This is a genomic window from Janthinobacterium saanense, from assembly GCF_014200675.1.
In the GTDB taxonomy this organism is placed as follows: domain Bacteria; phylum Pseudomonadota; class Gammaproteobacteria; order Burkholderiales; family Burkholderiaceae_D; genus Janthinobacterium.
Genome location: NZ_JACHCI010000005.1, coordinates 34,081 through 59,959, shown reverse-complemented (window position 1 = coordinate 59,959; position 25,879 = coordinate 34,081). Strand labels below are relative to the sequence as shown.

Annotated in this window: 21 protein-coding genes, 1 tRNA gene and 1 pseudogene; 12 read left to right on the top strand and 11 right to left on the bottom strand. The window is 59.6% G+C overall.

Features of this window, described 5'->3' with window-relative positions; all coding sequences use genetic code 11:
- Window positions 1-44: 44 nt before the first annotated feature.
- Complete coding sequence (locus tag HDE72_RS09425; RefSeq protein WP_183739486.1) at window positions 45-1,724, bottom strand: AMP-binding protein; 1,680 nt, start codon at window positions 1,722-1,724, stop codon at window positions 45-47.
- 98 nt (window positions 1,725-1,822) lie between these two features.
- Window positions 1,823-2,293: a type II secretion system protein gene (locus HDE72_RS27965; RefSeq protein WP_183739483.1), complete on the bottom strand. Its 471-nt coding sequence runs from the start codon at window positions 2,291-2,293 to the stop codon at window positions 1,823-1,825.
- A 226-nt stretch (window positions 2,294-2,519) separates the two neighbouring features.
- Here HDE72_RS27965 and HDE72_RS09415 point away from each other — a divergent pair, with 226 nt between their 5' ends.
- Window positions 2,520-4,865 (top strand): DNA polymerase II, encoded by a 2,346-nt coding sequence (locus HDE72_RS09415; RefSeq protein ID WP_409254956.1) that lies wholly within the window; start codon window positions 2,520-2,522, stop codon window positions 4,863-4,865.
- Between the two features lie 286 nt (window positions 4,866-5,151).
- Window positions 5,152-6,468, top strand: coding sequence for an enoyl ACP reductase FabMG family protein (locus HDE72_RS09410; RefSeq protein ID WP_183739477.1), 1,317 nt, complete (start codon window positions 5,152-5,154; stop codon window positions 6,466-6,468).
- Between the two features lie 70 nt (window positions 6,469-6,538).
- On the opposite strand, the gene HDE72_RS09405 is transcribed toward HDE72_RS09410, so the two are convergent.
- Both HDE72_RS09405 and HDE72_RS09400 read right to left on the bottom strand, forming a co-directional pair.
- Window positions 6,539-7,159: a TetR/AcrR family transcriptional regulator gene (locus HDE72_RS09405; RefSeq protein ID WP_183739474.1), complete on the bottom strand. Its 621-nt coding sequence runs from the start codon at window positions 7,157-7,159 to the stop codon at window positions 6,539-6,541.
- Window positions 7,156-7,350 (bottom strand): hypothetical protein, encoded by a 195-nt coding sequence (locus HDE72_RS09400; protein ID WP_183739471.1) that lies wholly within the window; start codon window positions 7,348-7,350, stop codon window positions 7,156-7,158. Before HDE72_RS09400 ends, HDE72_RS09405 begins: the two co-directional genes overlap by 4 nt.
- 187 nt (window positions 7,351-7,537) lie before the next feature.
- On the opposite strand from HDE72_RS09400, the gene HDE72_RS09395 reads away from it, so the two are divergent.
- The 4 genes from HDE72_RS09395 (at window position 7,538) to HDE72_RS09380 (ending at window position 11,519) form a co-directional block, all read left to right on the top strand.
- Window positions 7,538-7,624, top strand: a tRNA-Leu gene (locus HDE72_RS09395).
- A 329-nt stretch (window positions 7,625-7,953) separates the two neighbouring features.
- Window positions 7,954-9,078, top strand: coding sequence for a hypothetical protein (locus HDE72_RS09390; RefSeq protein WP_183739469.1), 1,125 nt, complete (start codon window positions 7,954-7,956; stop codon window positions 9,076-9,078).
- A gap of 4 nt (window positions 9,079-9,082) precedes the next feature.
- Complete coding sequence (locus HDE72_RS09385; protein ID WP_183739465.1) at window positions 9,083-10,513, top strand: MBOAT family O-acyltransferase; 1,431 nt, start codon at window positions 9,083-9,085, stop codon at window positions 10,511-10,513.
- On the top strand, window positions 10,500-11,519 hold the full coding sequence (locus HDE72_RS09380) for a hypothetical protein (RefSeq protein ID WP_183739462.1): 1,020 nt from the start codon (window positions 10,500-10,502) through the stop codon (window positions 11,517-11,519). The genes HDE72_RS09385 and HDE72_RS09380 overlap by 14 nt, the downstream gene beginning before the upstream one ends.
- Window positions 11,520-11,568: 49 nt before the next feature.
- Here the strand turns inward: HDE72_RS09380 and HDE72_RS09375 are convergent.
- A pseudogene (locus HDE72_RS09375) lies at window positions 11,569-12,088 on the bottom strand (GNAT family N-acetyltransferase).
- Window positions 12,089-12,115: 27 nt separating this feature from the next.
- A complete protein-coding gene (locus tag HDE72_RS09370; RefSeq protein ID WP_183739459.1) occupies window positions 12,116-12,508 on the bottom strand; it encodes an Imm10 family immunity protein in 393 nt (130 codons plus the stop codon).
- Window positions 12,509-12,750: 242 nt separating this feature from the next.
- Here HDE72_RS09370 and HDE72_RS09365 point away from each other — a divergent pair, with 242 nt between their 5' ends.
- From HDE72_RS09365 to HDE72_RS09355, 3 genes are all read left to right on the top strand, one after another.
- Window positions 12,751-13,029 (top strand): GNAT family N-acetyltransferase, encoded by a 279-nt coding sequence (locus tag HDE72_RS09365; protein WP_409254959.1) that lies wholly within the window; start codon window positions 12,751-12,753, stop codon window positions 13,027-13,029.
- A gap of 3 nt (window positions 13,030-13,032) precedes the next feature.
- Window positions 13,033-13,692, top strand: coding sequence for a M56 family metallopeptidase (locus HDE72_RS09360; protein ID WP_183739453.1), 660 nt, complete (start codon window positions 13,033-13,035; stop codon window positions 13,690-13,692).
- A gap of 66 nt (window positions 13,693-13,758) precedes the next feature.
- On the top strand, window positions 13,759-14,259 hold the full coding sequence (locus tag HDE72_RS09355) for a hypothetical protein (protein ID WP_183739450.1): 501 nt from the start codon (window positions 13,759-13,761) through the stop codon (window positions 14,257-14,259).
- Window positions 14,260-14,541: 282 nt separating this feature from the next.
- On the opposite strand, the gene HDE72_RS09350 is transcribed toward HDE72_RS09355, so the two are convergent.
- Both HDE72_RS09350 and HDE72_RS09345 read right to left on the bottom strand, forming a co-directional pair.
- Entirely contained in the window at window positions 14,542-16,860 is a 2,319-nt protein-coding gene (locus HDE72_RS09350; protein WP_260176588.1) for an NADP-dependent malic enzyme, read from the bottom strand.
- Window positions 16,861-17,065: 205 nt separating this feature from the next.
- Entirely contained in the window at window positions 17,066-18,271 is a 1,206-nt protein-coding gene (locus HDE72_RS09345; RefSeq protein ID WP_183739447.1) for an MFS transporter, read from the bottom strand.
- Window positions 18,272-18,389: 118 nt separating this feature from the next.
- On the opposite strand from HDE72_RS09345, the gene HDE72_RS09340 reads away from it, so the two are divergent.
- Complete coding sequence (locus HDE72_RS09340) at window positions 18,390-18,914, top strand: MarR family winged helix-turn-helix transcriptional regulator (RefSeq protein WP_183739444.1); 525 nt, start codon at window positions 18,390-18,392, stop codon at window positions 18,912-18,914.
- A gap of 51 nt (window positions 18,915-18,965) precedes the next feature.
- A complete protein-coding gene (gene thiL / locus HDE72_RS09335; RefSeq protein WP_183739441.1) occupies window positions 18,966-19,946 on the top strand; it encodes a thiamine-phosphate kinase in 981 nt (326 codons plus the stop codon).
- Window positions 19,947-19,952: 6 nt separating this feature from the next.
- Here the strand turns inward: thiL and HDE72_RS09330 are convergent, their stop codons facing one another.
- The 3 genes from HDE72_RS09330 to HDE72_RS09320 are packed head-to-tail and all read right to left on the bottom strand — an operon-like array spanning window position 19,953 to window position 25,182.
- Entirely contained in the window at window positions 19,953-22,514 is a 2,562-nt protein-coding gene (locus HDE72_RS09330; protein WP_183739438.1) for an EAL domain-containing protein, read from the bottom strand.
- Window positions 22,511-24,559, bottom strand: a complete 2,049-nt coding sequence (locus HDE72_RS09325; protein WP_183739435.1) for a sensor histidine kinase, YfiR-like protein-associated — start codon at window positions 24,557-24,559, stop codon at window positions 22,511-22,513. The genes HDE72_RS09330 and HDE72_RS09325 overlap by 4 nt, the downstream gene beginning before the upstream one ends.
- A 2-nt stretch (window positions 24,560-24,561) precedes the next feature.
- Window positions 24,562-25,182 carry a TOL_0243 family YfiR-like periplasmic protein gene (locus HDE72_RS09320; protein WP_183739431.1) on the bottom strand — a complete coding sequence of 207 codons (621 nt, stop codon included), beginning with the start codon at window positions 25,180-25,182 and terminating at the stop codon, window positions 24,562-24,564.
- A 214-nt stretch (window positions 25,183-25,396) separates the two neighbouring features.
- On the opposite strand from HDE72_RS09320, the gene HDE72_RS09315 reads away from it, so the two are divergent.
- Window positions 25,397-25,879, top strand: coding sequence for a CinA family protein (locus tag HDE72_RS09315; protein ID WP_183739428.1), 483 nt, complete (start codon window positions 25,397-25,399; stop codon window positions 25,877-25,879).

The window sequence follows — 25,879 nt, the reverse complement described above, 5'->3', positions numbered from 1 at the left end:
ACACCGGCCAGCGTGAGCTGCCCGGTGTTTTTTTATTTCCAGCTTTATTCTGCACTCAAGCCCAGATCCGTGGCCACCTGCTTGCGCAGCAGGTATTTCTGAATCTTGCCCGTCACCGTCATCGGGAATTCCTCGACAAAGCGCACGTAGCGGGGAATCTTGTAATGGGCGATCTGCCCCTGGCAGAATTCCCGCACTTCTTCCTGGCTGGCTTGCATGCCGGGACGCAAGATGATGCAGGCACACAGTTCCTCGCCATATCTGGCGTCCGGCACGCCCACGCATTGCACATCGAGCACCTTGGGATGGCGGTATAAAAATTCTTCCACTTCGCGCGGATAAATGTTTTCGCCGCCACGGATGACCATATCCTTCGAACGCCCGACGATGCTGCAAAAACCATTGTCGTCGATCACGGCCAGGTCGCCCGTGTGCATCCAGCGGGCACTATCGATGGCTTCCGCCGTCTTTTCAGGGTCCCCCCAATAACCCTGCATCACGGAATAACCACGCGTCAGCAATTCTCCCTTTTCACCGCGCGGCACGATACGCCCTTCCACATCGATGATCTTTACTTCCAGGTGGGGATGGACGCGGCCTATCGAGGCCACGCGCATTGTCCGCGGATCGTCGATGGAGGTCTGGAAACTAACGGGTGATGTTTCTGTCATGCCATAGGCAATCGTGATTTCCTCCATATGCATCAGTTCGATCACCCGCGTCATGACTTCCATCGGACATGGCGAGCCGGCCATGATGCCGGTGCGCAAGGTCGACAAATCATATTGCGGGAAGTCGGGATGGTCGAGGATGGCGATGAACATGGTGGGCACGCCATGCAAGCCCGTGCAACGCTCGGCCTGCACCGTCTCGAGCACGGCCTTCGGATCGAAGCCCTCGCCCGGATACACCATGGCCGCGCCATGCGTGACACAAGCGAGGTTGCCCAGCACCATGCCGAAGCAGTGGTACAGGGGCACCGGAATGCACAGCCGGTCTTGCTCGCTTAAACGCATGGCCTCGCCAATGAAAAAACCATTGTTCAGGATATTGTGGTGCGTCAAGGTCGCGCCCTTGGGCGCACCGGTGGTGCCGGAAGTAAATTGAATATTGACGGCATCATCAAATTGCACGGCAGCGCTGATTTCTTCCAGCTGGGCCAGGTCCGCGCTGCTGATGCCTTCCAGCAAATTATCGAAATTATGCATGCCCGGCGTGGACGCCTCCCCCAGGCGGATGATATGGCGCAATTGCGGCAAACGCGGCGATTGCAAAGCGCCGGCGCGGCTGCTGGCGATTTCCGGCACGACATCTTGCACGATGGCCAGGTAATCGCTGGACTTAAAACTGGGCGACAGAATCAGCGCGCTGCACTGTACCTTGTCGAGCACATATTCCAGTTCCGAGCGGCGGTAAGCAGGGTTGATATTGACCATGATCAAGCCAGCCTTGGCCGTGGCAAACTGGGTCAGCACCCATTCGGCGCAGTTTTGCGACCAGATGCCGACACGCTCACCCGGCTGCAAGCCCAGCTTCAGCAAGCCGGCCGCCAGACGGTGCACGCGCTGCAGGAATTCGCTGTAGGTCCAGCGCACGTTCTGGTGCGCGACGATCAGGGCGTCGTGCTGCCCATGGCGGGCGGCGATGCCGTCCAGGTAAGTGCCTATGGTTTCGCCGATCAAGGGCGTCTCGTGGGCGCCGTGTACATAACTCATTGCTTGCATGCTGTCTCCAGGTAATGGCGTCTTGCGCTCTTGTTAGCTGGATAAAATTATAGTCGCATCGCCCGCTCTGCGACGGCTTGCTGTCATGCTCGGCCGTTTCAGCAACCGCTGTCGACTATGGCAACCCTGGCCGGCGTGAGCACGGTGTTATCGACCACTGCCTCGGAATAGGTAGCCTGGCAGTTGGCTGGCGTGGGGGCGCTTTTGGAGCGGGCCATCAGGTCGCGGCCGTTGACGACGATGTTCCAGTCGTCGCCAGTCAGGCCGGCTGCGGTGGCGGTGGTGGCGGCCGACGAGGGGTAGCCGTTGACCATGGCCACACTGCTGCCTTCCATGTCGATCGCCGTGGTCGCTGAACCGGTGATCAGTGTCTTTCCATGCGTCATCGCACTGACGGCTGCCAGCGCACCGCCCGCTGCCCTGACTGTGGCCTTGCGGGCGTCGCTGCCTATATTGATAAACTTCGGCAACGCGGTCGCTGCCAGGACGCCCAGGATGACGATGACGATAATCAGTTCGACCAGCGTGAAGCCGCCCTGGGCACGTGCACGCAATTGCAATACATTCATAGGGTTTTACCAGGCAGAAGAGTCAATGGGGATTATCCATGAGGCAATTTGTTGCCAATAAAAAATTTCAATAATTCTACTGGATAAATCCCTCCAGAAAGACTCTGGGCAGATATCTTTTCGCTACCATGAGCGCCCACGCACGGATGGCAATTTGCATTACCATGCGACACCACGCAATAGCATGCAATCAAACGCTTACAACATGACATCAGCAGGGACCAAGGTGGCAATATTACAACAGGGTTTTATCCTGACCCGCCACTGGCGCGATACCAGCACCGGCACGGAAGTCGATTTCTGGCTGGCAACGGAGAGCGGGCCCCGCCACGTGCGCCTGCCGCTGCAAACCTCGGTGGCGTTCATACCGATGGAGCAGCGTGAACGGGCCGAAGAGTTGCTGCGCGGCCAGCGCCATGCCGAACTGCGGCCCTTGTCGCTGTCCGACTTTCACCATCGACCCGTGCTGGGTCTGTATTGCAAGCAATACCGGCAATTGCTGAAGCTGGAAAAACAGTTGCGCGCGCATGGCGTGGACGTGTACGAAGCCGATGTCCGCCCGCCCGAACGTTATCTGATGGAACGCTTCATCACGGCGCCCGTGAGTTTCAGCGGGGAAGCAGCAGAAGGGCAATTAAAACCGGCAACGGGCTATCGGCCCACATTAAAACTGGTGTCGCTCGACATCGAAACCACGGCCCATGGCGAGCTGTACTCGATCGCGCTGGAAGGCTGCGGCCAGCGCCAGGTATATATGCTGGGGCCGAAAAACGGTGGCGACGAGGTGCTCAATTTCGACCTGGAATACTGCGACAGCCGCCCGGCCATCCTCGAACGCCTCAATCGCTGGATGGCCGAGCATGACCCGGACGCCATCATCGGCTGGAACCTGGTGCAGTTCGACTTGCGCGTGCTGCGCGAACATGCCGAACGCTACCAGGTGCCGCTCAAGCTGGGACGCGGCGGCGCCGTGATGGAATGGCGCGAGCATGGCGGCAAGCAGGAACACTATTTTGCCGCTGCTGCCGGGCGCTTGATTATCGATGGCATCGAAGCGCTGCGTTCGGCCACCTGGAATTTCCCTTCCTTCAGCCTGGAAAACGTGGCGCAAACCCTGCTGGGCGAGGGTAAATCGATCGACAACCCTTATCAGCGCATGGCCGAGATCGACCGCCGCTTCCGCGAAGACAAGCCGGCCCTGGCCCGCTACAACCTCAAGGATTGCGAGCTGGTCACGCGCATCTTTGCCAAGACGGAACTGCTGACCTTTTTGCTGGAACGGGCCAGCGTGACGGGGCTGGCGGCCGACCGCAGCGGCGGTTCCGTGGCGGCGTTCGAACACCTGTATTTGCCGCTGATGCACCGGCAAGGGTATGTGGCGCCCAACCTGGGCGATATCTCGGGCGAAAACAGTCCGGGCGGTTTCGTGATGGATTCGCAGTCGGGGCTGTACGATTCGGTGCTGGTGCTCGACTACAAAAGCCTGTATCCCTCCATCATCCGCACCTTTTTGATCGACCCGGTCGGCCTGGTGGTGGGCACCAGCGGCGATGAAGCCGACACGGTGCCCGGCTACCGGGGCGCGCAATTTTCGCGCCTCAAACATTGTTTGCCAGCCATCGTGCAACAGGTGTGGCAAGGCCGCGAAGCAGCCAAGCGCGAACGCAACGCGCCCCTGTCGCAAGCCTTGAAAATCATCATGAATGCGTTTTATGGCGTGCTGGGCTCCAGCGGCTGCCGCTTTTTCGATCCGCGCCTGGCCTCGTCGATCACCTTGCGCGGCCACGACATCATGCACCGCACGCGCGAACTGATCACGCAGCAGGGTTACCAGGTGATTTATGGCGACACCGATTCCACTTTCGTGTGGCTGAAAACGGCGCACACGGATGAAGCCGCGGGCAAGATCGGCCGCGCCCTGGTCACGCACGTGAACCAGTGGTGGGACCGGCACCTGCGCGAAGAGTTTGGCCTAGACAATGCGCTGGAACTGGAATTTGAAACGCATTACCGGCGTTTCTTGATGCCCACCATCCGCGGCTCGGAAGAAGGCAGCAAGAAGCGTTATGCCGGCCTGGTGGGCAAGGCGGACGGCAGTGAAGAGATGGTCTACAAGGGACTGGAAACGGTGCGCAGCGACTGGACGCCATTGGCGCAGCAATTCCAGCAAGAACTGTACCGGCGCATCTTCCAGCGCGCCGCCTACCAGGATTATGTACGCGACTATGTGACGCGTACCGTGCGCGGCGAGTGCGATGCGCTGCTGGTGTACCGCAAGCGCTTGCGCCGTCCGCTGGAAGATTACCAGCGCAATGTACCGCCCCATGTGCGCGCGGCGCGCACGGCCGACGCCTACAACCTGGCGCAAGGGCGCCCGCTGCAATACCAGAATGGCGGCTGGATCAGCTATGTGATCACGGTGGCCGGGCCGGAACCGCTGGAAACCCAGCGTTCGCCCATCGATTACCACCATTACCTGACGCGCCAGCTGCAACCGGTGGCCGACGCCATCCTGCCCTTCCTGGGCGATGATTTTTCGCGCCTGGTTTCGGGGCAGCAAGACCTGTTTTAAGTTGACGCTGGCTCGATAGTGCTTATCAGCGCGGCCAAGCTGAGGTAATATCGGCGCCTGCCCACGCCTGTCTGCAAGCGGCCTGCGGCAGGTCCATGCGGCGGCAGCGTAAAATACGCCATGGCGAAAGAATAAGCGCAGTACCGAAGAAGATGTCACTCAGGACGAGAATCATTCGCAAGAAGATTCTACATCCTGAAATGGCGCATACTATATCCATGTTGAACCAGCAATCAATGCGCGCCTACCTGCCGCTTGTTTGTTAATTTTTGAATGAATTGAAACCATGACCGAGATCACGTCCTTAAGAGACATCCCGCAAAAAAATATCTTCCGCAAAGGCGATACCTTTGTCCTGTTTGGCGAGCTGTTCGGCCGGGGCTATGTCAATGGCTTGCTGGACGAAGCGCGCAAGGCGGGCATGAACATCATCGGCATGACGGTGGGCCGCCGCGATGAAAACCTGGCACTGCGTCCATTGAACGCCGAAGAACTGGCCGAAGCGGAAGCCAACCTGGGCGGCCGCATCATCAACGTGCCGCTGATGGCCGGTTTCGACCTGGACGCACCGGCCGGCGAACCGACGCCTACCGCCCTGCTGGGCGGCCTGACCCTGAAAAGCTGGCAGGAAGACAAACTGGACTGGGCGCAGGTAGAACGCTGCCGCGAAGCCGGCATCGCCCGCTTCAGCGCCTCCGTGGCGAAAGCCATGGCTGAGCTCGACAGCCTGATCCCTGACGGCAGCAATGTGTATTTCGCCCACACCATGGCCGGCGGCATCCCCAAAGTCAAAGTATTCCTGGCGATCGCCAACCGTATCTACAAAGGCCGCGGCGAGCGTTTCATGTCCTCGCGCGCCCTGCTCGACAGCGACCTGGGCAAGCTGATCCTGATGAACTTCGACGAAGTCACGGCCAACACCCTGCAACACCTGATCGACGGCAGCGCCGCCATCCGCGCCCGTATCGAACAGACGGGCGGCCAGGTGCGCTACAGCGCCTACGGCTACCACGGCACCGAGATCTTGATCGACGGCAAATACCAGTGGCAAACCTATAGCAACTACACCCAGGGTCTGGCCAAGAAGCGCCTGGAAGATGTGGCCAAGGCTGCGTGGGACAAAGGCATCAAGGCCACCGTGTTCAACTGCCCGGAAATCCGCACCAATTCCTCGGACATCTTCGTCGGCGTGGAACTGTCGCTGTTCCCGCTGTTGGATGCGCTGAAAAAAGAAAGCGGCGCCACCTGGGCGCAAGCGCAATGGGATGCTTGCCAGGCCCTGCTGGAAGACGGCACCTCGCTGCAGGACTTGCTGGACCGCATCGCCGCCTACAATGGCGACAGCACCAGCGTGCAGTTCCGCAACTTCGAAGCCTGGCCTATGGACAACACGCCAGAACTGGCTGAAGTCATGATCGGCACCTCGGACGACATCACCAAGCTGCACAAGGACCGCAAGGAACTGATCACCGACCACCTGAGCTCGCTGGTACTGGAAGGCACGGGCCCGCTGATGTTCCACGCAATGTCGGAACCGAAAGCACCGGTGATCTGGCTGAACCACGACATCATCGCGCGCCAGCTCAATCGCGTACATAACTAAGCATCAGCATGAAAAAAAAACGCCGCCCGGGTGAGCGCCCGGGCGGCGTTTTTACGTATCGGCCATCTCATCAGCCATATAGTTTGAAAAACAGGTCCACGCCGCGCTTGGCACGGGCCTGTATCGCGTCGTCCGACAGCGGGGCCGAGACCCGCAGGTTGATGCGCAAAATGGTGTTGCCGTACCACAGCGCCGTCAAGTCTTCCGCCGCGACGGCAGGATCGTCGAGTCGCAGCTGGCCCTTGCTGGCTGCCTGGCGCAAGATGAACGTCAGTAGCGTATAGCCGCGTCCTGGCCCCGCTTCGTACAGGCGCCGGGCCAGTTCCGGATAAATATCGTAGGCCGAGGCAATCAGCCTGTCCCAGCCCAGCAAACGGCGCTCGTTGGCAAAGCGTAGATAGCGCGTGCCGAACGCCAGCAGCACCTCGCGCAGGTCGGCACTGGCGGCAGCGGAAAAATCGTCATCCGATATCGTGTGCGCCGATTCGCGCAGCAGGACCGCTTCGATGAACGCCTCTTTATCCGCAAAGTAGGTATAAAACGTGGTTTTAGCGACCTCGGCCTTGGCAACGATGGCATCCACGCTCACCCGCAAGCCATGCGACAGCAGTAGGTTCTTGCCCACTTCCAATAAAGTTTCTTTGCATTCCAGCTTCCTGGGGCGCCCCCTGTCCCGTTTGACCTCGCTCATGCGCGTTTCAGGTAATACGCAGCCAGCAGCAAGCCGCCCAGCTGCAGGGCGATCGTCGCGGCAGCGGTCCAGCGCGCGTAGGGCAAGCCGATGGCGCTCACTTCCGCAACGACGGCAGAAAAATTAAACAGGCCAAAGATGCCGGCGCTCCAGAACAGCAAGGTCAACAAGGTACAAAGAAACAACTGCATGACATTCCCTTTAGGTTTAAAGTGAAGATCAATATATCGTACCTTCCAGTATGAAAAAACAGCTGGAGCAGAGACCAGGCACAGCGTAGGCGAGACAGCGCATCTCGCTGCCTTCGCTAACAAAATAAACTATTCCGGCAAAAAACTTGCCGGATTGTGACAGATCAGTGATAATACGTCTCGCGTTGCCGGGATGGCGGAATAGGTAGACGCACGGGACTCAAAATCCCGCGCTGGAAACAGCGTGCCGGTTCGATTCCGGCTCCCGGCACCACCAGACATTGCAGTAGTAAAAGAAAGCCACTAAATTCAGAGTTTAGTGGCTTTTTTTACGTCCATTGATTCTTTCACTCAACTTGCCGATAGAAAGACAATGTCACTTTCATACCCACCGAACAACATGATGAGACCTTCCCCCCCCAGAGAATAGGAAAAAAAGGAATTGCATATTGTCAAATAAATTAATTTTATAAAAATAATGTGTGGTTGGAAATTAAATTGTCTTCACATCAATCTTTCTATTTATATTTTTATGATGCATACTGATGCATCTTAGTAATAATTTCATCCTATTTCCTTTTCGTCAAGTATATGAGCGGTGCAATGTCACGCATGAGGCGTGGCAGCAGCACACTTAATAATCAGTCGATATCACACCCGGTGTTTATGAATTCCATATCCGAACTTGCTTCCTCCACGAGTCAAGGCAATCTCGCCTATTTCCGCGAACTGAATGCGCGTTTGGGCACCCTCAAGGCGGCTAATTACGATATTGTTTCGAAATGCAATTTGCGCTGTGAAGGCTGTTTGTTCTTCGAGGGCGAAGAAAACGAAGGACACGAGGATTGCCGTTCGCTCGCGGAATGGGATGCGCTGTTCGCCGCTGATGCTGCCCGCGGCGTTACGCTCGCCTATCTGGCCGGCGCAGAACCCAGCTTGGTGCCGGACCGGATACGCGCGGCCCAACGCAGCATCCCCCACGGGATAGTATTTACCAACGGCACGATACGCTTACCCGACGATATTTTTTATCGCATCCATATTTCCTCGTGGGGTGTCGATGAAATCGGCAGTTCCTTGCGCGCCGGCGATGTGCTGACCAAGGCCTTGAACAATTATCGCGATGATCCACGCGCTGTGTGCGTCTTCACGATCACGTCCCTGAATATCGGCCAGATCATGATCATGGCAGAGCTTGCCAATAACCATGGCCTGCCGCTCACCTTCAGTTATTTCAGCCCCACCACCCGCTATCTCGACAAACTGGAAAATAAGGCGGATAACGATAAGGCGTATTTCCGCATCAGCAGTGCCACGCAAAGCCTGGCGTTGACGCAAGCGAATTTCACCAAAGCACGTGCTGAAATTGTACGCGCCATGCAAGCTTATCCAGAAACGGTGCAATACTCCCTCAGTTATGACGACTGGGTCACGGGGAAGGAACTCTACGATATCGATCCGGTCAGCAAGATCGCGAAAAATTGCGGCTTTCGCATCACAAAGCAGGTGCATGTCCATGTCGACCATCAGCCCGGCAAGGGTAAATGCTGCAGTTCGAATATCGATTGCAGCAACTGCCGCGCTTACGCGATGGGTCAATCGACCTACCTGTCGCGTATCCGTGACGCCGTCAGAAAACCCGAAGAGCTGGCGAAATGGATCGAGGTAAGAGAGATCTGGGCCAAACTGTTCCTGAACACCGATAAATCGACCACCGCCGACATGTAATGTAATGAGTTTTACCTCGTACTGGTTTTCCCTGGCTTTCTTGCCGTTTTCGCTATACTTGTATCATCGCTTGATAACAAGGAAGCACGTCAATCTGCTACTACCCCTGCTCATTTCGTTGTTATTTTACCATTTCAACGATGCACATAATCTCCTGCTGTTTTGCGCATCAATGAGCTTCAACTGGCTGATGGCCCGCGCCATTGCCAACAACCGTGAGAAAACAATCTATCTGGCACTGGCCATCGCCGGAAATTTATGTTTTCTCGCCTTTTACAAGTATGCAAAATTCTTCATGGTATCGGGGACGGTGATTCCAGCATTGCCACTGGGCATCTCTTATTTCACGTTTACCCAGATAGCTTTCCTGGTCGATACGGCACGCAGACAAGCCAGAAGCACCAATCCACTGGAATATGCCTTATTTGTCGCCTGGTTTCCCCATCTCCCTGCCGGCCCCTTGTTGTCGCACAAGGATATGCTGCCGCAATTCATGGCCGCGCAGGCAAACCTATCCGCCCTGCGTCCGGCGCCGCGTGATTACGCCGTCGGCATCACCCTGTTTGCGATCGGCCTGTTTAAAAAAGCCTGTATTTCTCCCATCTTTCAGCATTTTCAAGGCAATGTCTTCCTGCGCGCAGGTCAAGGCGACCCGATTGGACTCGTCGAGACCTGGATAGCATGCCTGGGATTTCTGTTTGAAACCTATTATGACTTTTGCGGCTATTCGGAAATGGCGATGGGCATTAGCAGGATGTTCGGCATCCATCTGCCGGTCAATTTCCATGCTCCCTTCAAATCTTCCAGTCCGGTGGAGTTCTGGACCCGCTGGCATATCACGCTGGGCGCCTTCATGCGCGACTACCTGTATCGTCCCCTGACCAAAAAACGCCAGGTATGGCGCCATTATGCGGCCCTGTTCGTGGTGATGATGGCTGTCGCCATCTGGCATGGCGCCACCGTTCCGCTGCTGATTTTTGGCGTTTATCAAGGTCTGCTGGTCACGGGTAACCACGCTCTGCGGCGCCTGAATATCATTTCGCGCCGGGGAGGCAACTTACAGCATTGGGCTGGCCGTGTCTTCACACTGGCTGCCATCGCCTTTTCCGTCAGCCTATGGGCGACACCGAACTGGAACGAGGCCTGGCACGTCATCCTCGGCTTGCTCGGTGCCGGTCACGGGCCGATCATGCCGGCTGGCAGATTTGGCATCGTTATCATCATCACCGGTATCGCCTTCAACTGGCTTGCGCCTTCGCTGATCGATCTGCTCAGCAAAGAATTACCCGCCTGGAGCGTGCAACTGAAAAAATCCACCCGCAGCAAGTTTGCCTGGGAACCGAACGTTGCGTGGGCTGCTGCTGTCGGGGCCGCACTTTGCATGGCGCTTGTTTACCTGCCTGGCCTCAAAGAGTTTAAATATGCTGGATTTTAAGAAAAATATTTCCATCGCGCGCTTTTTTGCCTACATCCTGCTGGCGGTGATCGGCATGATCTTCTTCATTTCCGGCTGTATTTTCCTCATAGATCCGTATCATATCTGGCGGAAAAAAGCTCTTGGCGGCATCAATGCAATTCGTTTGGAGGTCCCGCACTTCTCCCAAAAGGGAGCTGCTCTACTCAACAGCGTATTGCATACGCCTGAAGTCCTGATTCTTGGCTCGTCAAGGGTAAGGCGTGGCTTCAATGAAACGCTCGCAACCCGGCTGTATGGCGCTAAGGTTCAAGTTACGGGTATTGATGCCTTGTCCTTATCCGCCGCAAAAGACCTGTTCTTCACCATCAGTAAAAAAACACATCTCAAAAAACTATACCTGGAAGTCAATTACATGACGTCCAATGATTGCAAGGCGTCGGATGACGCCCAAACAGGCGAAAAAAATCGCGCTTATCAGTTTTATCAGTTTTATCAGTTTTCTCCCAGAGATGCTGCCATGCAAAGCGTAGAAACATTACGGGTGAATTTATTTGGTCTCCGCGGCTTCGATAAGTATGTTGACCAACAGGGCAGATATCATGACGATCCAAGCGGCGCTGCCTCTCGAGCCAAAAACATGGAGAAAGAAGAAATCAACTACAACGGTTTTTTTCAAGAAACGGCAAGCCATTGCAAATACAATCCAGGCAATGCGGCCGATATCCAGGACTTGACAGACATTTTCAAGCTGGCTCAAGCCAACAACACTGAGGTCGTTTTGTTACTGCTTCCCGCAGCTACCACATGGCAGGCTCGGATACGGAAGGCAGGATTAGCGTCAACGATAGCGCAATGGAATATCAATGTATCTCAACTGGCGATGCAATTTCATGCAACGCTGCTCGATTACGAGCAACGCAACGATTTTCCTGCGACAGCTCAGGCAATGCCACTCTTTTGGGACGACACCCACTTCTCCAACCGTATTGGCGACCACTTGCTGGCAGATATGCTGATAAGGTAGTAGCGGAAAGGCGGCGGCCGTCACAATGAAATGCAGCTATCGCAGATAGCTACTGATCTGGCGTGCAAACCTGATATTTCAGTCGTTTTTCAAGACCAGCCTTCACCTCCGGCCACTCCGTATCGATGATGCTGAAACGCAGCGAGTTGCACTTGCGGCCGTCGGGCATGATGCGCTTGTGGCGTACGATGTCTTCCTGGGTGGCGCCCAGACGCAGGATGGCGGCGCGCGACTTTTCGTTCAGTTCATCGGTGGTGAACTGCACGCGCACGGCGTCCATCGTTTCAAATGCGTGCGTCAGCAGCAATAATTTCGCTTCCGTGTTGACACTGGAACGCTGCACCGAGGCGCTGAGCCAGGTGTGGCCGATTTCCATCTTGCGGTTGGTCCGGTCGATCTTCCAGCGCGGTGGCAATATACTGGTCCATGGTGGCGAGGCCGGGCACCACCGTCACGGTCATGGCCCACAGTTCACCATCGGCGGCGGCTTGCAGCAATTGCAGCGCATGGTCCACCGACAGGGGGATCAGGCCGACCGTCTTGCCGGTCAGGCTGGCTTGTTGGTGCATGGTTTTCCAGTCAACGGGCTATCCAGATCAGCGTTCTTCGCGATAATACTCGCAGCCTTCGAAGGTGGTGCGCAGCGCCTGCTGCAACTGGGCAAACTGTTCCGGCGTGAAATTAAAACGCACGTCGAGCTGGCCGTCGTCATCCATTTGCATGGCCGCTTCCGCATCGAGCTGCACCGATAAGCGGTTCGGATGCAGGATGACCGCGTGCATATGGCCATACCAGGCAAATTCCTGGCCGCCGAATTCGATATACGGCTCATCCATGCCCAGCGCGGCATCCTGCTCGTCGCAGGCCTCGGCGCGCTGCAGCATCAGGTAAATGGGTTCGCTGCCGGCCGTCGCTGCGGCCAGGGTGGTGATCAGGGCATCATCCTGATTGAGGATGGACAAGTTGGTGGCGGTAAATCCTGCGGACATGGCGTGCTTTCATTCTGAGATCAATGGCGCCACCATAACGCAAACGGCACCTGCCTTGCCAGCCCTGCCCGCTATAATCGCCAAATACAACCCTGGAGACTGTCTTGTCCAACGATAATCCCTACACCACCTTGCTGGAAACGCCGAACATCGCCACCTACCAGCATTTGCGCGTGGCAGCTGGCCTGAGCGCCAAATCGATGGAGGCGGCAGCCCGCGGTTTGCCCAATTCCCTGTTCGCAGTGCAAATCCTGCACGGCAAGGATGTGGTCGGCATGGGCCGTGTGATCGGCGATGATGGCTGTTTTTACCAGGTGGTCGATATTGCCGTGCTGCCCGCCCATCAAGGCAAGGGGCTGGGCAAGCTGATCATGCAAGAGATACGCCGCTATATCGATACCAGCGTCCCTCAAAGCGCGTATATCAGCCTGATTGCCGATGGCCAGGCGCAAGACTTGTACGCCCAGTTCGGTTTTAGCCACACGGCGCCTGCCTCGGTCGGCATGGCGCTGAAACGCTAGGCCATGCCAGCCTGGCTGCAGTCACGCCGCCGCTGGCTGTGGTTCTCGGCCATGGCAGTCTGGGTTCCGCTGTCATTGACGCTATTGCCTGCCCTGCCGGCGCAATGGAAACTGGGCTGTGCCGTGTTGGTGGTGGCAATGTTGCTGACGCTGGCGGTGCGCAGCGTGCAACTGATGCTGCACCGCCGGCGCTGGCAAGCAACCATGTTGCTGGGCAGACCCGTGTATTTGAGCGCCTTTCTCGGCCCCTGCGTGGCGGGCTGGCTGCGGCCCTGCATCGTGATGCCAGCCTGGCTGAGCGTTATTCCAGCGCAAGAACAGGCTTTGCTGCTGGCGCATGCACAGTGCCGGCTACGCGCGCGCGATCCGCAATTGCTGGCTGCAGCCTATGCCTTGATCGTCGTGATGCCCTGGAATCTGCCGCTATGGTGGCTGCTGCACCGGTTGCGCTTTGCCATCGAAGTCGATTGCGATGCGCGCATGCTGGCGCTAGGCCATGGCTTGAAGGATTATGTTGCCGTACTGCGCCGGCATGGCCAGTATTATTCGGGCCTGACGGGCGCCGCCCCATTTGCGCAGGACGATCCGCGTACGCTGCGCCAGCGCCGCAGCATCATGGCCAGGCAGGCCCAAGCCCGTACAGTGGCGGCGAACTTGCTATAGTAGCGGCGGCGCAGCAGCTTGTTTGTTCGCCATCGACTCATCCTACCCAGAAATCAGAGAGATACCATGCTTTACCTGCTCGCCTTCGCGATTGTCATCGGTCTGTTGTATTACGTTTTCAGCGGCCGCACGCCCGTCCAGCCGCTGGAACGGGCGCTGATCTCGGTGCGCCAGTATGTGCCGGAAATTCCGCCGGGCCCGCCTGCCCATCACTGGAGCGATGAGGGGCGTTATGCTTCGGAAGTGGAAAACGATTCGATCTACCAACCCGCCATCGCCAGGCTGGCCGGCGACCATGGCCCCGGCAATGCCGATGAAAAATGCCTGGCGCTGCTGGTCTGCGACGACGCCAACCCTTTCCAGGACAAGGCCATCGCCGTCTTTATCGACGGCCAGCTGGTCGGCTACCTGGCGCACAACGATGCGCTGCGCCTGCGCCGCAACCTGGGCCGCCAGGACCTGGTGGGCCAGCTGACCTCGTGCGACGCCGTGATACGCGGTGGTGGCTTGTGGAATGGCAAGCGGCTGTCATACGCCGTGTGGCTGGACTTGCAGCCATATAACTAAAACCGCCGGCGGGGAGTGAACAGGGAGTGAAGTGCAATGAAGTGAACTCCCGCCACAGCCCATGTTGTTGCGTCACACAAAGAAGAGTCAACACGATGGGGTTGACGCCGATGAAGACCACGGGCAGAGCAAGGAGTTCCCGACTAGCTTAACGCTAACAGGCAAGAGAGAATTTGATCAATATCAAATTGTGCTCAATGAACTGTCCACGCCATATAAAAAAAGCCGCCCCTCCTTTCGGATAGGGCGGCTTTTATCGTTTGGCGGCCACCGCCGCCGTGATCACACTTTACGCTGGGCGACAGCGTCCACCACGCACAGTGCCGTCATGTTGACGATACGGCGCACGGTAGCCGATGGGGTCAGGATGTGCACAGGCTTGGCGCAGCCCAGCAGGATAGGACCCACGGCCACGCCGTTGCCTGCCGCTGTTTTCAGCAGGTTGTAAGCGATGTTGGCGGACTCGATGTTTGGCATGACCAGCAGGTTGGCGTCGTTTTTCAATGACGAGTTCGGCATCATTTTTTGACGCAGCTTGCTGTCCAGGGCCGTATCGCCATGCATTTCGCCGTCGATTTCCAGTTCCGGTGCGCGCTCCTGGATGATGGCCAGGGCGGCGCGCATCTTTTGCGCCGAAGCGCTGTCGCTGGAACCGAAGTTCGAGTGCGACAGCAGCGCTGCGCGTGGCGACAGGCCGAAACGGGTCATTTCTTCGGCAGCCATGATGGTGATCTCGGCCAATTGATCGGCGTCCGGGTTTTCATTGACGTGCGTGTCGACCATCACCAACTGGCGTTCAGGCAATACCAGCACGTTCATGGCGGCGTAGACATTGCTGCCGGCGCGCTTGCCCAGTACCTGGTCGATATATTTCAGGTGCAACTGGGTGGTGCCAAAGGTGCCGCAGATCATGCCGTCGGCGTCGCCCTTGTGTATCATCATCGAGCCGATCAGGGTATGGCGGCGGCGCATTTCCAGCTTCGCGTATTCCTCGGTGACGCCCTTGCGGCTGGTCATGTCGTAATACGTGTGCCAGTAATCGCGATAACGCTCGTCGGAATCCGGATTGATGACGTCGAAATCGACGCCTTGTTTCAGGCGCAGGCCGAATTTGGCGATGCGCGCGTCGAGCACGGCAGGACGGCCCACCAGGATAGGACGCGCCAGTTTCTCATCGACCACCACTTGCACGGCGCGCAGCACGCGCTCTTCTTCGCCTTCGGCGTAGACGATGCGTTTCAGGTCGGCCGGCGTCGATTTTGCCATCAGGAACAGCGGCTTCATGAAAGTGCCGCTGCGGTAGACGAATTGCTGCAGGCTGTCTGCGTAGGCTTGCAGATCCTTGATCGGACGCGTTGCCACGCCGGAATCTTCCGCTGCCTTGGCGACGGCTGGCGCGATCTTGATCAGCAAACGCGGGTCAAACGGCATCGGGATCAGGTATTCAGGACCGAAGGACAGGTTGCTGATGCCGTAGGTGGTGGCCACGATGTCGGACTGCTCGGCGTGCGCCAGGTCGGCAATCGCGTGCACCACGGCAATTTCCATTTCACGCGTGATCGTCGTTGCGCCGCAATCGAGGGCGCCACGGAAGATGTACGGGAAGCACAATACGTTGTTGACCTGGTTCGGGTAATCCGAACGGCCGGTGGCGATGATGGCGTCGCTGCGCACGGCCTTGACTTCTTCCGGCAGGATTTCCGGGTTCGGATTGGCCAGCGCCAGTATCAATGGATTCGGCGCCATCTTGCGCACCATGTCTTGTTTCAGCACGCCGCCGGCGGAGACGCCGAGGAAAATGTCGGCGTCAGGGATGATCTCGGCCAGGGTACGCAACGGCGTATCTTGCGCGAAACGTTCCTTGTCCGGGTCCATCAATTCCGTGCGGCCCTTGTAGACCACGCCAGCCAGGTCGGTGACGTAGATGTTTTTCAACGGGAAACCCAGGTCGACGATCAGGTCCAGGCAGGCCAGCGCCGCAGCGCCCGCGCCCGAGACCACCAGTTTGCAGTCTTCGATTTTCTTGCCGACCGCTTTCAGGCCGTTCAGGATGGCCGCGCCCACGATGATGGCGGTGCCGTGCTGGTCGTCATGGAAGACAGGAATCTTCATGCGGTCGCGCAGCTGGCGCTCGATATAGAAACACTCGGGGGCCTTGATGTCTTCCAGGTTCACGCCGCCGAAGGTCGGTTCCAGCGCGGCGATGATGTCGACCAGCTTGTCCGGGTCCATCTCGTTGATTTCAATATCGAACACATCGATGCCGGCAAACTTCTTGAACAACACGCCCTTGCCTTCCATCACAGGCTTGGCGGCCAGTGGGCCGATGTTGCCCAAACCCAACACTGCCGTACCGTTGGTGATCACGGCGACCAGGTTGCCGCGCGCCGTATATTTATAGGCATTGGCCGGATCGATGACGATTTCTTCGCATGGCGCAGCCACGCCTGGCGAGTACGCCAGCGCCAGATCGCGCTGGTTGGTCAGTTGCTTGGTGGGCGTCACGCTGATCTTGCCGGGGCGCGGGCACTCGTGATATTCGAGTGCGGCCTGGCGCAATTGTTGACGCAATTCTTCTTTTTGGTCAGATGACGAATCCATGCTGTGCTGCCTTCCTGTTTGGTCGATCGGGTAGTCTTTGATTTTATCAGACCGATTCTTTCAATTAGCTAGGTATTTTCCGCTAGCCACAGTCTGATATCACTAAAACGTATAACCCCACATTGTAAGCTTCCCTGTGGACGCCAACGGACACAGCAGCAAAAACTATCAAATTCAATTATTTGATAAATTTAAACAATAGACATTATGACACAAGGCGGGCGCCAGGCCGGAAGCGCAAGGCGATCACCAGGAGGATCAGCACGCCTGCCGCCATCACCATCCACGCCTGCGCCAGGCTCGACGAATGTTCGCGGATCAGGCCGGCGATGAAGGGCATGGCGCTGGCCAGCATATAACCGCCGCCCTGCACGAAACCGAGCAGCGCACCGGCGCTGGCAGGGTCGCGTACATGGTCCATGCTGACGATCAGCGACAGCGGGAACAGCGAACCGATGCCGATGCCAAGCAAGACCATCGCAGGGATTGCCAGCTGTGCGGGCGCCAGGATCAGACAAGCCAGGCCAGCCAGCACGCTCAGCAGTACCGTCAGCAGCAGGATGCGGCGGTCGGGAAAACGGTTGATGATGCTCGACACGACCAGGCCCGCCAGTACTTCCACCAGGGTCAGCCCGCCCAGCAGCAAGCCGCTTTCGGCCGCGCTCCAGCCCAGTTCCGTATAAAACGGCGGCAACCAGGCCAGCACCAGGGTATAAGCGCCGGTACCGATGCCGAAAAACACCATCAGCAGCCAGGCGCGCGGCGCCTTCACGGGCAGGCTGGCGCCCACGCCACTGGATACATCGATCCGCGATGCACTGGCGCGGCGCCACAGCAGCGCCGCCGCCACGGCCGGCAGCGCCCACAAGGCCAGCAGCACTTGCCAGCCCAGCGCTTGCGCCAGCGGCGAGGCGCTGGCGGCGGCAATCGCCGCGCCGCCCATGATGCCGGTGGTATAAAAACCCATCAACTGGCCAGCCCGCTCGGGGAAGTGGCGCTTGATGAATGCCGGCAACAAGGCTTGCACCAGCGCGATGCCCAGGCCGCCCAGCGCCGCCGTGGCGATCAGGCCGGCGCTGTCATGCAAGGGCCAGCGCAAGGCGCAGGCCAGGCTAATGATGGCGATGCCCAGGCCGATGCCGCGCACCACGCCCAGGCGCTTTTGCAATTGAGCGCCGGCCAGGGCGCACAGTCCCATGGCGAACACGGGCACGGTGGTCAGCAAGCCCGCATCGGCGCTGCTGATGCCGGTAGCGGCCTGTATGCTGTCGAGCAGGGGGCCGATGGCGGCCAGGATGGGGCGCAGGTTCAGGCCCAGCAAAATGATGGCGGCCACCAGCAGCGCCGTCGATGCCGCATGCGGGGCCGCGCCTGCCGGCGTTACTGTTGCAGAAGAAGAATCAGTGCTCATGGATAGTCCTTGCCTCGCACGGAGGCGCATGGTTTAATGCTTTACGCAGAATTAACTTGATGGAAAGTATCTTAACACAGAGATTAAAAACTCTCTCGACGTGAAGATAAATGCAAAAATGACAGATACCCCGCTGCAACACAACCGCGCCCGTTACGCCGCCGAACAATGGCAGCGCGAATTACCTGGCATGGATACGGCCGCCATGCAATTAGTCGGCCAGCTGGGCACGGTGGCGCAACTGATGTCGCGCGACTGGCTCAATCCCCTGTTTGCGGAACACGGCTTGCAGCAGGGAGAATTCGATGTGCTGGCCACCCTGCGCCGCTCGGGCGCGCCGTATGCGCTGACGCCCACCGCCCTGTACGAAGCAGCCATGCTGTCTTCGGGCGGCATGACCAACCGCATCGACCGCCTGGAAACGGCAGGCCTGATCGAGCGCCAAAAGCACCCGAGCGACCGGCGCGGCGTGCTGGTGGCCTTGACGGCAAAGGGACTGGAGCTGATAGAAAAACTGGTGCGCCTGCATGTGGACAACGAGCGCAGCATGCTGGCCTCGCTGAGCGCGGACGAACAGCAGCAGCTGGACCAGTTGCTGGGCAAGCTGCTGCAAGGCATGGCGCAGGCGCGGCCAGGCAGCTAGCCACCACCTCTATAATAGGCAGTCGCGACCACCTCACTGCACATCCTACCCATGCCCCAACACGACGCGCTCTCTGAATTTGACCTGATCAAACACTATTTCGTGCGCCAGCGCCCTGGCCGCGCCACCCTGGGCATCGGCGATGATTGCGCGCTGCTGACGCCCACGGCCGGCAGGCAGATCGCGATTTCCTCAGACATGCTGGTCGAGGACCGGCATTTTTTTGCCGGCGCCGATGCGCGCATGCTGGGGCATAAAAGCCTGGCCGTGAATCTGTCGGACCTGGCCGCCATGGGCGCGCGCCCGGTGGCGTTTACCCTGGCCTTGTCGCTGCCGCAGGCCGAGCGCCACTGGCTGGCCGGCTTTGCCGAAGGCCTGTTTGCGCTGGCCGACGAGCACGGCTGCGAATTGATCGGTGGCGACACCACCAAGGGCCCTTTGAATATCTGCATCACCGTATTTGGCGAACTGGCGCCTGGCCAGGCTTTGCGCCGCAGCGCGGCCCGGGCGGGCGACGATATCTGGATCAGCGGCAGCCTGGGCGACGCGCGCCTGGCGCTGGCAGGTTACCGCATGGAGCACAAGCTGCCGCCGGCCGACCTGGCCACGGCAGCGGCGCGCCTGCACACGCCCACGCCAAGGGTCGCGCTGGGCTGCGCGCTGGCCGAAGCGGGCATCGCCCACGCCGCCATCGACATCTCGGACGGCCTGGTGGGCGATTTGGGCCACATCTTAAAAGCCTCGCAGGTGGGCGCCACGCTGGATGTCGACGCCCTGCCGGCCGGCCCGGTACTGGCCCGGCAAGACACGGCGCTGCGCCGCCGCTACACGGCCGCCGGTGGCGACGATTATGAATTGTGTTTTACCGCCCCGGCGTCATCGCGTGACGCCATCGGCGCGCTGGCGATCAGCTGCGGCACACCGGCCACGCGCGTGGGCCGTATCGACGCAGAAGCAGGTTTGCGCCTGGTCGATGCGGCCGGCTTGCCGCTCGATCTGTCACTGACGTCGTTTGACCATTTCAGTGAATAAGCAGGACTAGCGCACCCGCGCCAGCCCCGGCGGATTGACCATCCAGTAATGCTGGAAGGCCAAACGGATGTTGTCGCGCAGTTCGGTGTCGTCCCAGGGCTTGGTGTAAAACCGGTAGATGGCGCCCCGGTTGATCGAGTCGAGCACCGCTTCGAGGCCCGTGTAGCCAGACAGGATGATGCGGATGGTTTCCGGGTACAGCTCCTTGACCTTGCTGAGAAACTCGGTGCCGCTCATGCCCGGCATGCGCTGGTCGCAGACGATCACGTGCACGCGGTGCAGCGCCAGCATCTCAAAACCTTCCGAGGGCGTACTGGCCGTCAGGATCTGGTAGCCGTCCGGGCGGAACAATCGGTGCAGGGATGACAGCACATTGACGTCGTCATCGACAATCAGCAAGGTCTGCGCCGGTTGCGCGGCGGGATCATGGCCAGGCGGCAGGCCGGCGCCGGCGGCGATCATTTGCCCCAGTTCCAGCGCAGGCAGGGCGCGGCTGAAATAAAAGCCCTGGATTTCATCGCAGCGGTTGCGCCGCAGGTATTCCAGTTGCGGGCGCGATTCCACGCCCTCGGCCACCACGCTCAGCTTCAGGCTGTGCGCCATGCTGATGATGGCCAGCGCGATGGCGGCATCGTTCGGATTATTCGTGATATTGCGCACGAAGGCGATGTCGATCTTCAGCTTGTCGATCGGGAAGCGCTGCAGATAGGCCAGGCTGGAATAGCCGGTGCCGAAATCGTCGATGGTCACCTTCACGCCGATTTTTTTCAGTTTGCCCAGCACCACGATGGTGCGCTCGGCATTCGACATCAGCGCCGTTTCCGTCAGTTCCAGTTCCAGTAAATCAGCCGGCACCTGGTGCAGCGTCAGTGCGCGCGTCACCTCGCCTTCCAGGTCGCCTTCGGCAAACTGGCGGCTCGACACATTCACGGCCACGTGCACGGGGCCCACTTCGCTATCGCGCCATTGCGCTATCTGGCGGCAGGCGGCCTGGATCACCCAGGCGCCCACGCGCACGATCAAGCCCGTGTCTTCCAGCACCGGCACGAATTCAGCGGGCGCCACCAGGCCATAACCGGGACGCCGCCAGCGCAGCAGCGCTTCCACGCCGCTGATGCGGCCCGTGCGCAAATCCACCTTGGGCTGGTAGTACAGGATGAACTGCTCATGTTCCAGCGCGTGGCGCAGGGCCAGTTCCAGGTCCAGCCGCGCCAGCACCTGCACATTCATGCCGGCCGTGAAGAAGCGGTAGCCATCGCGCCCCGCCTGCTTGGCGCCGCCCATGGCCGTATTGGCGTATTTGATCAGGGTTTCAGGATCCGTTGCGTCGTCGGGATACATGGCAATGCCGATGCTGGCCGTCAGGGTGGCCGGATGGCCATGCAGGTCGAAAGGCGCGCGCAAGGCTTCGCGCACCTGGTTGGCCACCATCACCGCTTCCTGCTGGTTGCGGCCCATGGTCAGGATCAGCGCAAATTCATCATTGCCCAGACGCCCCACCGTATCGCGCAGGCGCACGCATTCGACCAGGCGGTTGCTGAACTGGCGCAGCAATTCATCACCGAGCGCAGCGCCCAGGGTGTCGTTGATGCTCTTGAAGCGGTCAAGCGCAATGAACAGCACCACGATGCGCCAGGCTTTTTCCTGCGCCAGCTCGACCGCCTGGCGCAAGGTCTGGTAAAACAGGCCCCGGTTCGGCAACCCCGTCAGGCTGTCGTAGTGGGCCAGCTGTTTGAGCCGCTCCTGCGTCTGGCGCCGCTCGCTGATATCGCGCGCCACGGCGATCAGCAGCAGGCTGTGGGAGCCGGCCAAGCCCGCCTCCACCGGACCTTGCGCATGCCAGTGCCAGCCCAGTTCCACCGGCACCATGCCCAGGTCGCGCCGCAGCAGTTCGCACTCGATCAGCTCGGGCGCCTGGTGAAACAGGCCGTCGAGCGGTGCTGGCGGCGGCGTGGGCAGCAAGTCGCCCGGCGACAGCGACAGCAATTCGGTCCGCGTATAGCCGAGCAAACGGCAAGCGCCATCGTTGACGTCGACCAGCGTCATGCCGACGGCATCGATCAGGAAGATGGCGTCGGCAGTGGCGTCCATGGCGCCGCGAAAGCGCTGCAATTCGGCCGTGCGCTGGGTCACGGTGCGTTCGAGCAGCGCATTGTAATGGCGCGCGGTCCGGTGCAGCAGCCGCACTTCGAGCATATTGCGGATGCGCGTGAGCACTTCCAGCGCGTCAAAAGGCTTGCTGAGAAAATCGCGCGCGCCCGCCTCCAGCGCGGCCAGCTTGGCATCGGGATCGGCGGCGATCACCAGCACCGGCAGATAGCCTTCCTGCTCCAGTGGCCGCAGCGCATCCATGACTTCATAGCCGCTCATGCCCGGCATCGCCAGGTCGAGGATGATCAAGTCATATTGATGGTGCTGGTGCAGCGCCGCCACGGCGCGCGGGTCCTGCGTACTGGTGACGGCCGTATAGCCGCCGCTTGCCAGCAAATGCTCGAGCAGGCGCAGATTGACTTCCTGGTCGTCGACCAGCAGGATCCTGGCGCCATAGAGGTCGGCCTGGCTGATCATGGCGCACGCCCGCTTTTTTGCTGGCGCTGGCGGGCCATCTGCGCAACATAGGCCAGCGCGCTATTGATCGTCTCGCTGAATTCCTCAAGATTGATCGGCTTGGTCAGATAGCGGTAAAAGCCCAGCGCCATGCTGCGTTCCACCTCGCTGGGCATGGCGTTGGCCGTCAGCGCAATCACGGGGATATGCGCCGTGCGCGCATCGGCGCGCAGCAGCTGCAGCACCTCGGTGCCGCTCACATCGGGCAGATTGATATCCATCAGTATCAACTGCGGCATATGGGTTCGCGCCATCTCCACGCCCTGGCGGCCATCTTGCGCCGTCAGCAGCTGCAAGCGCGGACAATAGCGGATGATTTCCTCGATCAGTGTCAGGTTGGCCGGGTTGTCTTCCACATACAGCAAGGTCACCGGGCCGCTGTTGTCGAGCAGCGCGCCAGCCAGGTCTGGCGACGGGCTGCTCGACGATGGCCCGGGCAGCGCATCGACGGCGCGCAAGCTGATCCAGAAGGTGCTGCCCTCGCCCGGCTCGCTCGTTACGCCGATGCTGCCATCCATCAGTTCCACCAGCCGCTTGGTCACCACCAGGCCGATGCCGCTGCCCTCTTCCGTGCCGCCTTCCTGGCCCAGGCGGTTAAACGGCTGGAACAATTGCGCCTGCTGCTCTGCGCTCAAGCCATTGCCCGTGTCGCGTACGCTGATGCGCACGCGGCCACCGGAGAGTCCCTCGCCATCCCAGGCGCAATCGACTTCCACCTGCCCTTGTTCGCGGTTGTACTTGAGGGCATTCGACAGCAGGTTCAGCAAGATCTGCTTGAGGCGCGTGCGGTCGGCCAGCACCGTCAGCGCACTCACATCGGGAAACACCATGGAGATGCCGCGCCCGCTGGCCAGCGGCGTGATCATGTCGCGGCATTCGTCGAGGATGACGTGCAGGGCCACCGGTTCCAGCGACAGGCTGACGGTGCCCGACTCGACCTTGGCCAGGTCGAGGATTTCATTGATCAAGGTCAGCAGGTGGCGGCCGGATTTGAGGATATGCCCGGCGAATTCCTTCTTTTGCGCCAAGGTTGACGGCAGGCGGTCGGAACTGAGGATTTGCGCAAAGCCGAGGATGGCGTTGAGCGGCGTGCGCAATTCATGGCTCATCGAGGAGAGGAAAGCCGACTTGGCATAATTGGCGCTGCGCGCCTCTTCCATCGCCATCGCCAGTTCGCCATTGGTGAGTTCAAGCTGCATCGTGCGTTCATGCACGCGCACTTCCAGCTGCTGGTTCAGGCGCATGATTTCCTGCTGCGCCTGGGCGCGCTGGCCCGCTTCGCGCGCCAGTTCCGCGTTCGAACTTTCCAGCGCATGCGTGCGGTGCTGTATCTCGGCCAGCATTTTATTGAAGGAATCGACCAACTGGGCCACCTCGTCCGAACTGAGCTTGCGCGCGCGGCGCGAATAGTCGCGCGTCTCGATCACTTCACGGGCCACGTCGGCGATATTGAGTATGGGCTGGGTAATCATGTAATCGAGGCGGCGCAGCAGCAGCAAGGCCACCAGCAGCGCCAGCACCGTCACGCCCAGCGCGATGGCCAGGTAGTCGGCCGTGCGGCCAGCCAGTTCATAATCGGCGCGCAGGTACACAGTACCCAGCAATTCGCCATTATCGACGATGGACTTGAACAGTTCGACCGAATTGGCATCGATGCGTTCCCCTTCGAGGCCGGCCCGCGCCGGCAGCGCCCCGGTATGCTTATTGGCCTGGTAGCTGGCAAACAGGCTGCCATCGGCACGGTACAGGGCGCCAGCCGTGACGCGCGGACGGATGCGCATCAGGTTCAGGTTTTCCAGCGCCAGGCGCTGGTCGTCGAAGGCCAGCGCGGCCGAACTCATATGCCCCAGCAGTTCGGCCTGGGTGCTGATGTCGGCCATCAGATTGCGGTGATAGGCGCGCAAATCGAAGATGACGATGGTGCCCAGCGAAATGACGAGCGCCACCAGGGTGGTCAGGAAAACCACCGACATCAGCTTGTGGCGGATGGAGCGCAGGCGCAGCATGCTCAGGCGCCCTCCGTCTGCACGCGGTAGGCGGCCAGCAGCATGCGCGCACTGATGCGGATATGCGCCTGCGCCACCGGTTTCAAGGCGACGTCGAAGCGCATCCTGTCGCGGGCCATCACAAAATTGATCATGCTGCCCATGGCATGGACCTCGTCCGAATCGGACACCGTCAACAGCGCCAGGCCGCGGCTGGCGACCAGCATCTCTTGCGCCAGCGCCTTGTCCAGCCCTCCCAGGTAGAGCACATGCAAGCCGGCCAGCGGTTCGCCGCGCCGCACTTTTTTCACCTGCACCACACGCCCGTTGACGCTATGCCCGGCCACGCTGAGCTCCAGCTGCTCGGCCAGCGCCGTGTCGCCAGCCACGCCGATCAGCAGCGGACTGTCGGGCCGCTCGAAACTGCCATCGGGCCAATCGACGAATCCGGCAAACTTGTACAGATAGGCGGCCTTGACCTGGCGCTCCTGCTCAGGCGCTTGCGCCCGCACCACGGCACAGGCCATCAGCAACAGAAAGAATAACCCGCCCAGGAACATGGGTATACGCAGACGGATGTGCATGCGCACCTGGCCGTCCAGATGATCAGACAATTGCCGGCAGGTCCAGTCCAGAAGTGCCATGACAAACGCATAAAGGTCGTACGTTCAGGGGCCCAGGGCCAACCAGCCAGTTAGCCTGATGGGGCGGTCAAACCTTATATATTCTGCTGCCAAATGCATAAAAGAGTGTACGCATTTTCGCTGTTAGCGGGGAAAGTTTCTTTTACCGCGCTCAAGCGGGTGCATCGGCCGTGATACAGTCCCCAATTCCCCTTTTCCGCGTCAGGAGCCAAGCATGCACAACGATATATTCAGCCTGTCCAGCCAGGCAGGCCTGGCCTTGCAGGCGAAACAATGGCTACTGGCAACAGCGGAATCATGCACGGGCGGCGGCGTGGCGCAAGCCGTCACCGACATCGCCGGTTCATCTGCCTGGTTCGAACGTGGCTTCGTTACCTACAGCAATGCCGCCAAGACCGACTTGCTGAACGTGCCGGCCGCCCTGATTGCCGAAGCAGGCGCCGTCAGCGAGGAAGTGGCCGCCGCCATGGCCGAAGGCGCGCTGGCCAATAGCGACGCCCAGGTGGCGGTATCGACCACCGGCATCGCCGGCCCCGGCGGCGCCGTGCCCGGCAAACCGGTCGGCACCGTGTGTTTCGGCTGGGCCCATGGCGCCGTCGTCCACACGGAACGGCGGGTGTTTGCCGGCGACCGCCAGGCCGTGCGCGAACAGGCCATCGCCCATGCCCTGCAAGGTTTGCTGCGGTTTATCCAATAG

Excerpts from the sequence above, each read along its gene's own strand:
- HDE72_RS09405 (WP_183739474.1), bottom strand. The coding sequence starts at position 7,159 with ATGAGCGAGGTCAAACGGGACAGGGGGCGCCCCAGGAAGCTGGAATGC.
- HDE72_RS09330 (WP_183739438.1), bottom strand. The coding sequence starts at position 22,514 with ATGATCAGCCAGGCCGACCTCTATGGCGCCAGGATCCTGCTGGTCGAC.
- HDE72_RS09355 (WP_183739450.1), top strand. The coding sequence starts at position 13,759 with ATGCTTTACCTGCTCGCCTTCGCGATTGTCATCGGTCTGTTGTATTAC.
- HDE72_RS09350 (WP_260176588.1), bottom strand. The coding sequence starts at position 16,860 with ATGGATTCGTCATCTGACCAAAAAGAAGAATTGCGTCAACAATTGCGC.
- HDE72_RS09345 (WP_183739447.1), bottom strand. The coding sequence starts at position 18,271 with ATGAGCACTGATTCTTCTTCTGCAACAGTAACGCCGGCAGGCGCGGCC.
- HDE72_RS09340 (WP_183739444.1), top strand. The coding sequence starts at position 18,390 with ATGACAGATACCCCGCTGCAACACAACCGCGCCCGTTACGCCGCCGAA.
- HDE72_RS09325 (WP_183739435.1), bottom strand. The coding sequence starts at position 24,559 with ATGCTGCGCCTGCGCTCCATCCGCCACAAGCTGATGTCGGTGGTTTTC.
- thiL (WP_183739441.1), top strand. The coding sequence starts at position 18,966 with ATGCCCCAACACGACGCGCTCTCTGAATTTGACCTGATCAAACACTAT.
- HDE72_RS09385 (WP_183739465.1), top strand. The coding sequence starts at position 9,083 with ATGAGTTTTACCTCGTACTGGTTTTCCCTGGCTTTCTTGCCGTTTTCG.
- HDE72_RS09360 (WP_183739453.1), top strand. The coding sequence starts at position 13,033 with ATGCCAGCCTGGCTGCAGTCACGCCGCCGCTGGCTGTGGTTCTCGGCC.
- HDE72_RS09380 (WP_183739462.1), top strand. The coding sequence starts at position 10,500 with ATGCTGGATTTTAAGAAAAATATTTCCATCGCGCGCTTTTTTGCCTAC.
- HDE72_RS27965 (WP_183739483.1), bottom strand. The coding sequence starts at position 2,293 with ATGAATGTATTGCAATTGCGTGCACGTGCCCAGGGCGGCTTCACGCTG.
- HDE72_RS09425 (WP_183739486.1), bottom strand. The coding sequence starts at position 1,724 with ATGCAAGCAATGAGTTATGTACACGGCGCCCACGAGACGCCCTTGATC.
- HDE72_RS09390 (WP_183739469.1), top strand. The coding sequence starts at position 7,954 with ATGTCACGCATGAGGCGTGGCAGCAGCACACTTAATAATCAGTCGATA.
- HDE72_RS09315 (WP_183739428.1), top strand. The coding sequence starts at position 25,397 with ATGCACAACGATATATTCAGCCTGTCCAGCCAGGCAGGCCTGGCCTTG.
- HDE72_RS09400 (WP_183739471.1), bottom strand. The coding sequence starts at position 7,350 with ATGCAGTTGTTTCTTTGTACCTTGTTGACCTTGCTGTTCTGGAGCGCC.
- HDE72_RS09410 (WP_183739477.1), top strand. The coding sequence starts at position 5,152 with ATGACCGAGATCACGTCCTTAAGAGACATCCCGCAAAAAAATATCTTC.
- HDE72_RS09370 (WP_183739459.1), bottom strand. The coding sequence starts at position 12,508 with ATGTCCGCAGGATTTACCGCCACCAACTTGTCCATCCTCAATCAGGAT.
- HDE72_RS09320 (WP_183739431.1), bottom strand. The coding sequence starts at position 25,182 with ATGGCACTTCTGGACTGGACCTGCCGGCAATTGTCTGATCATCTGGAC.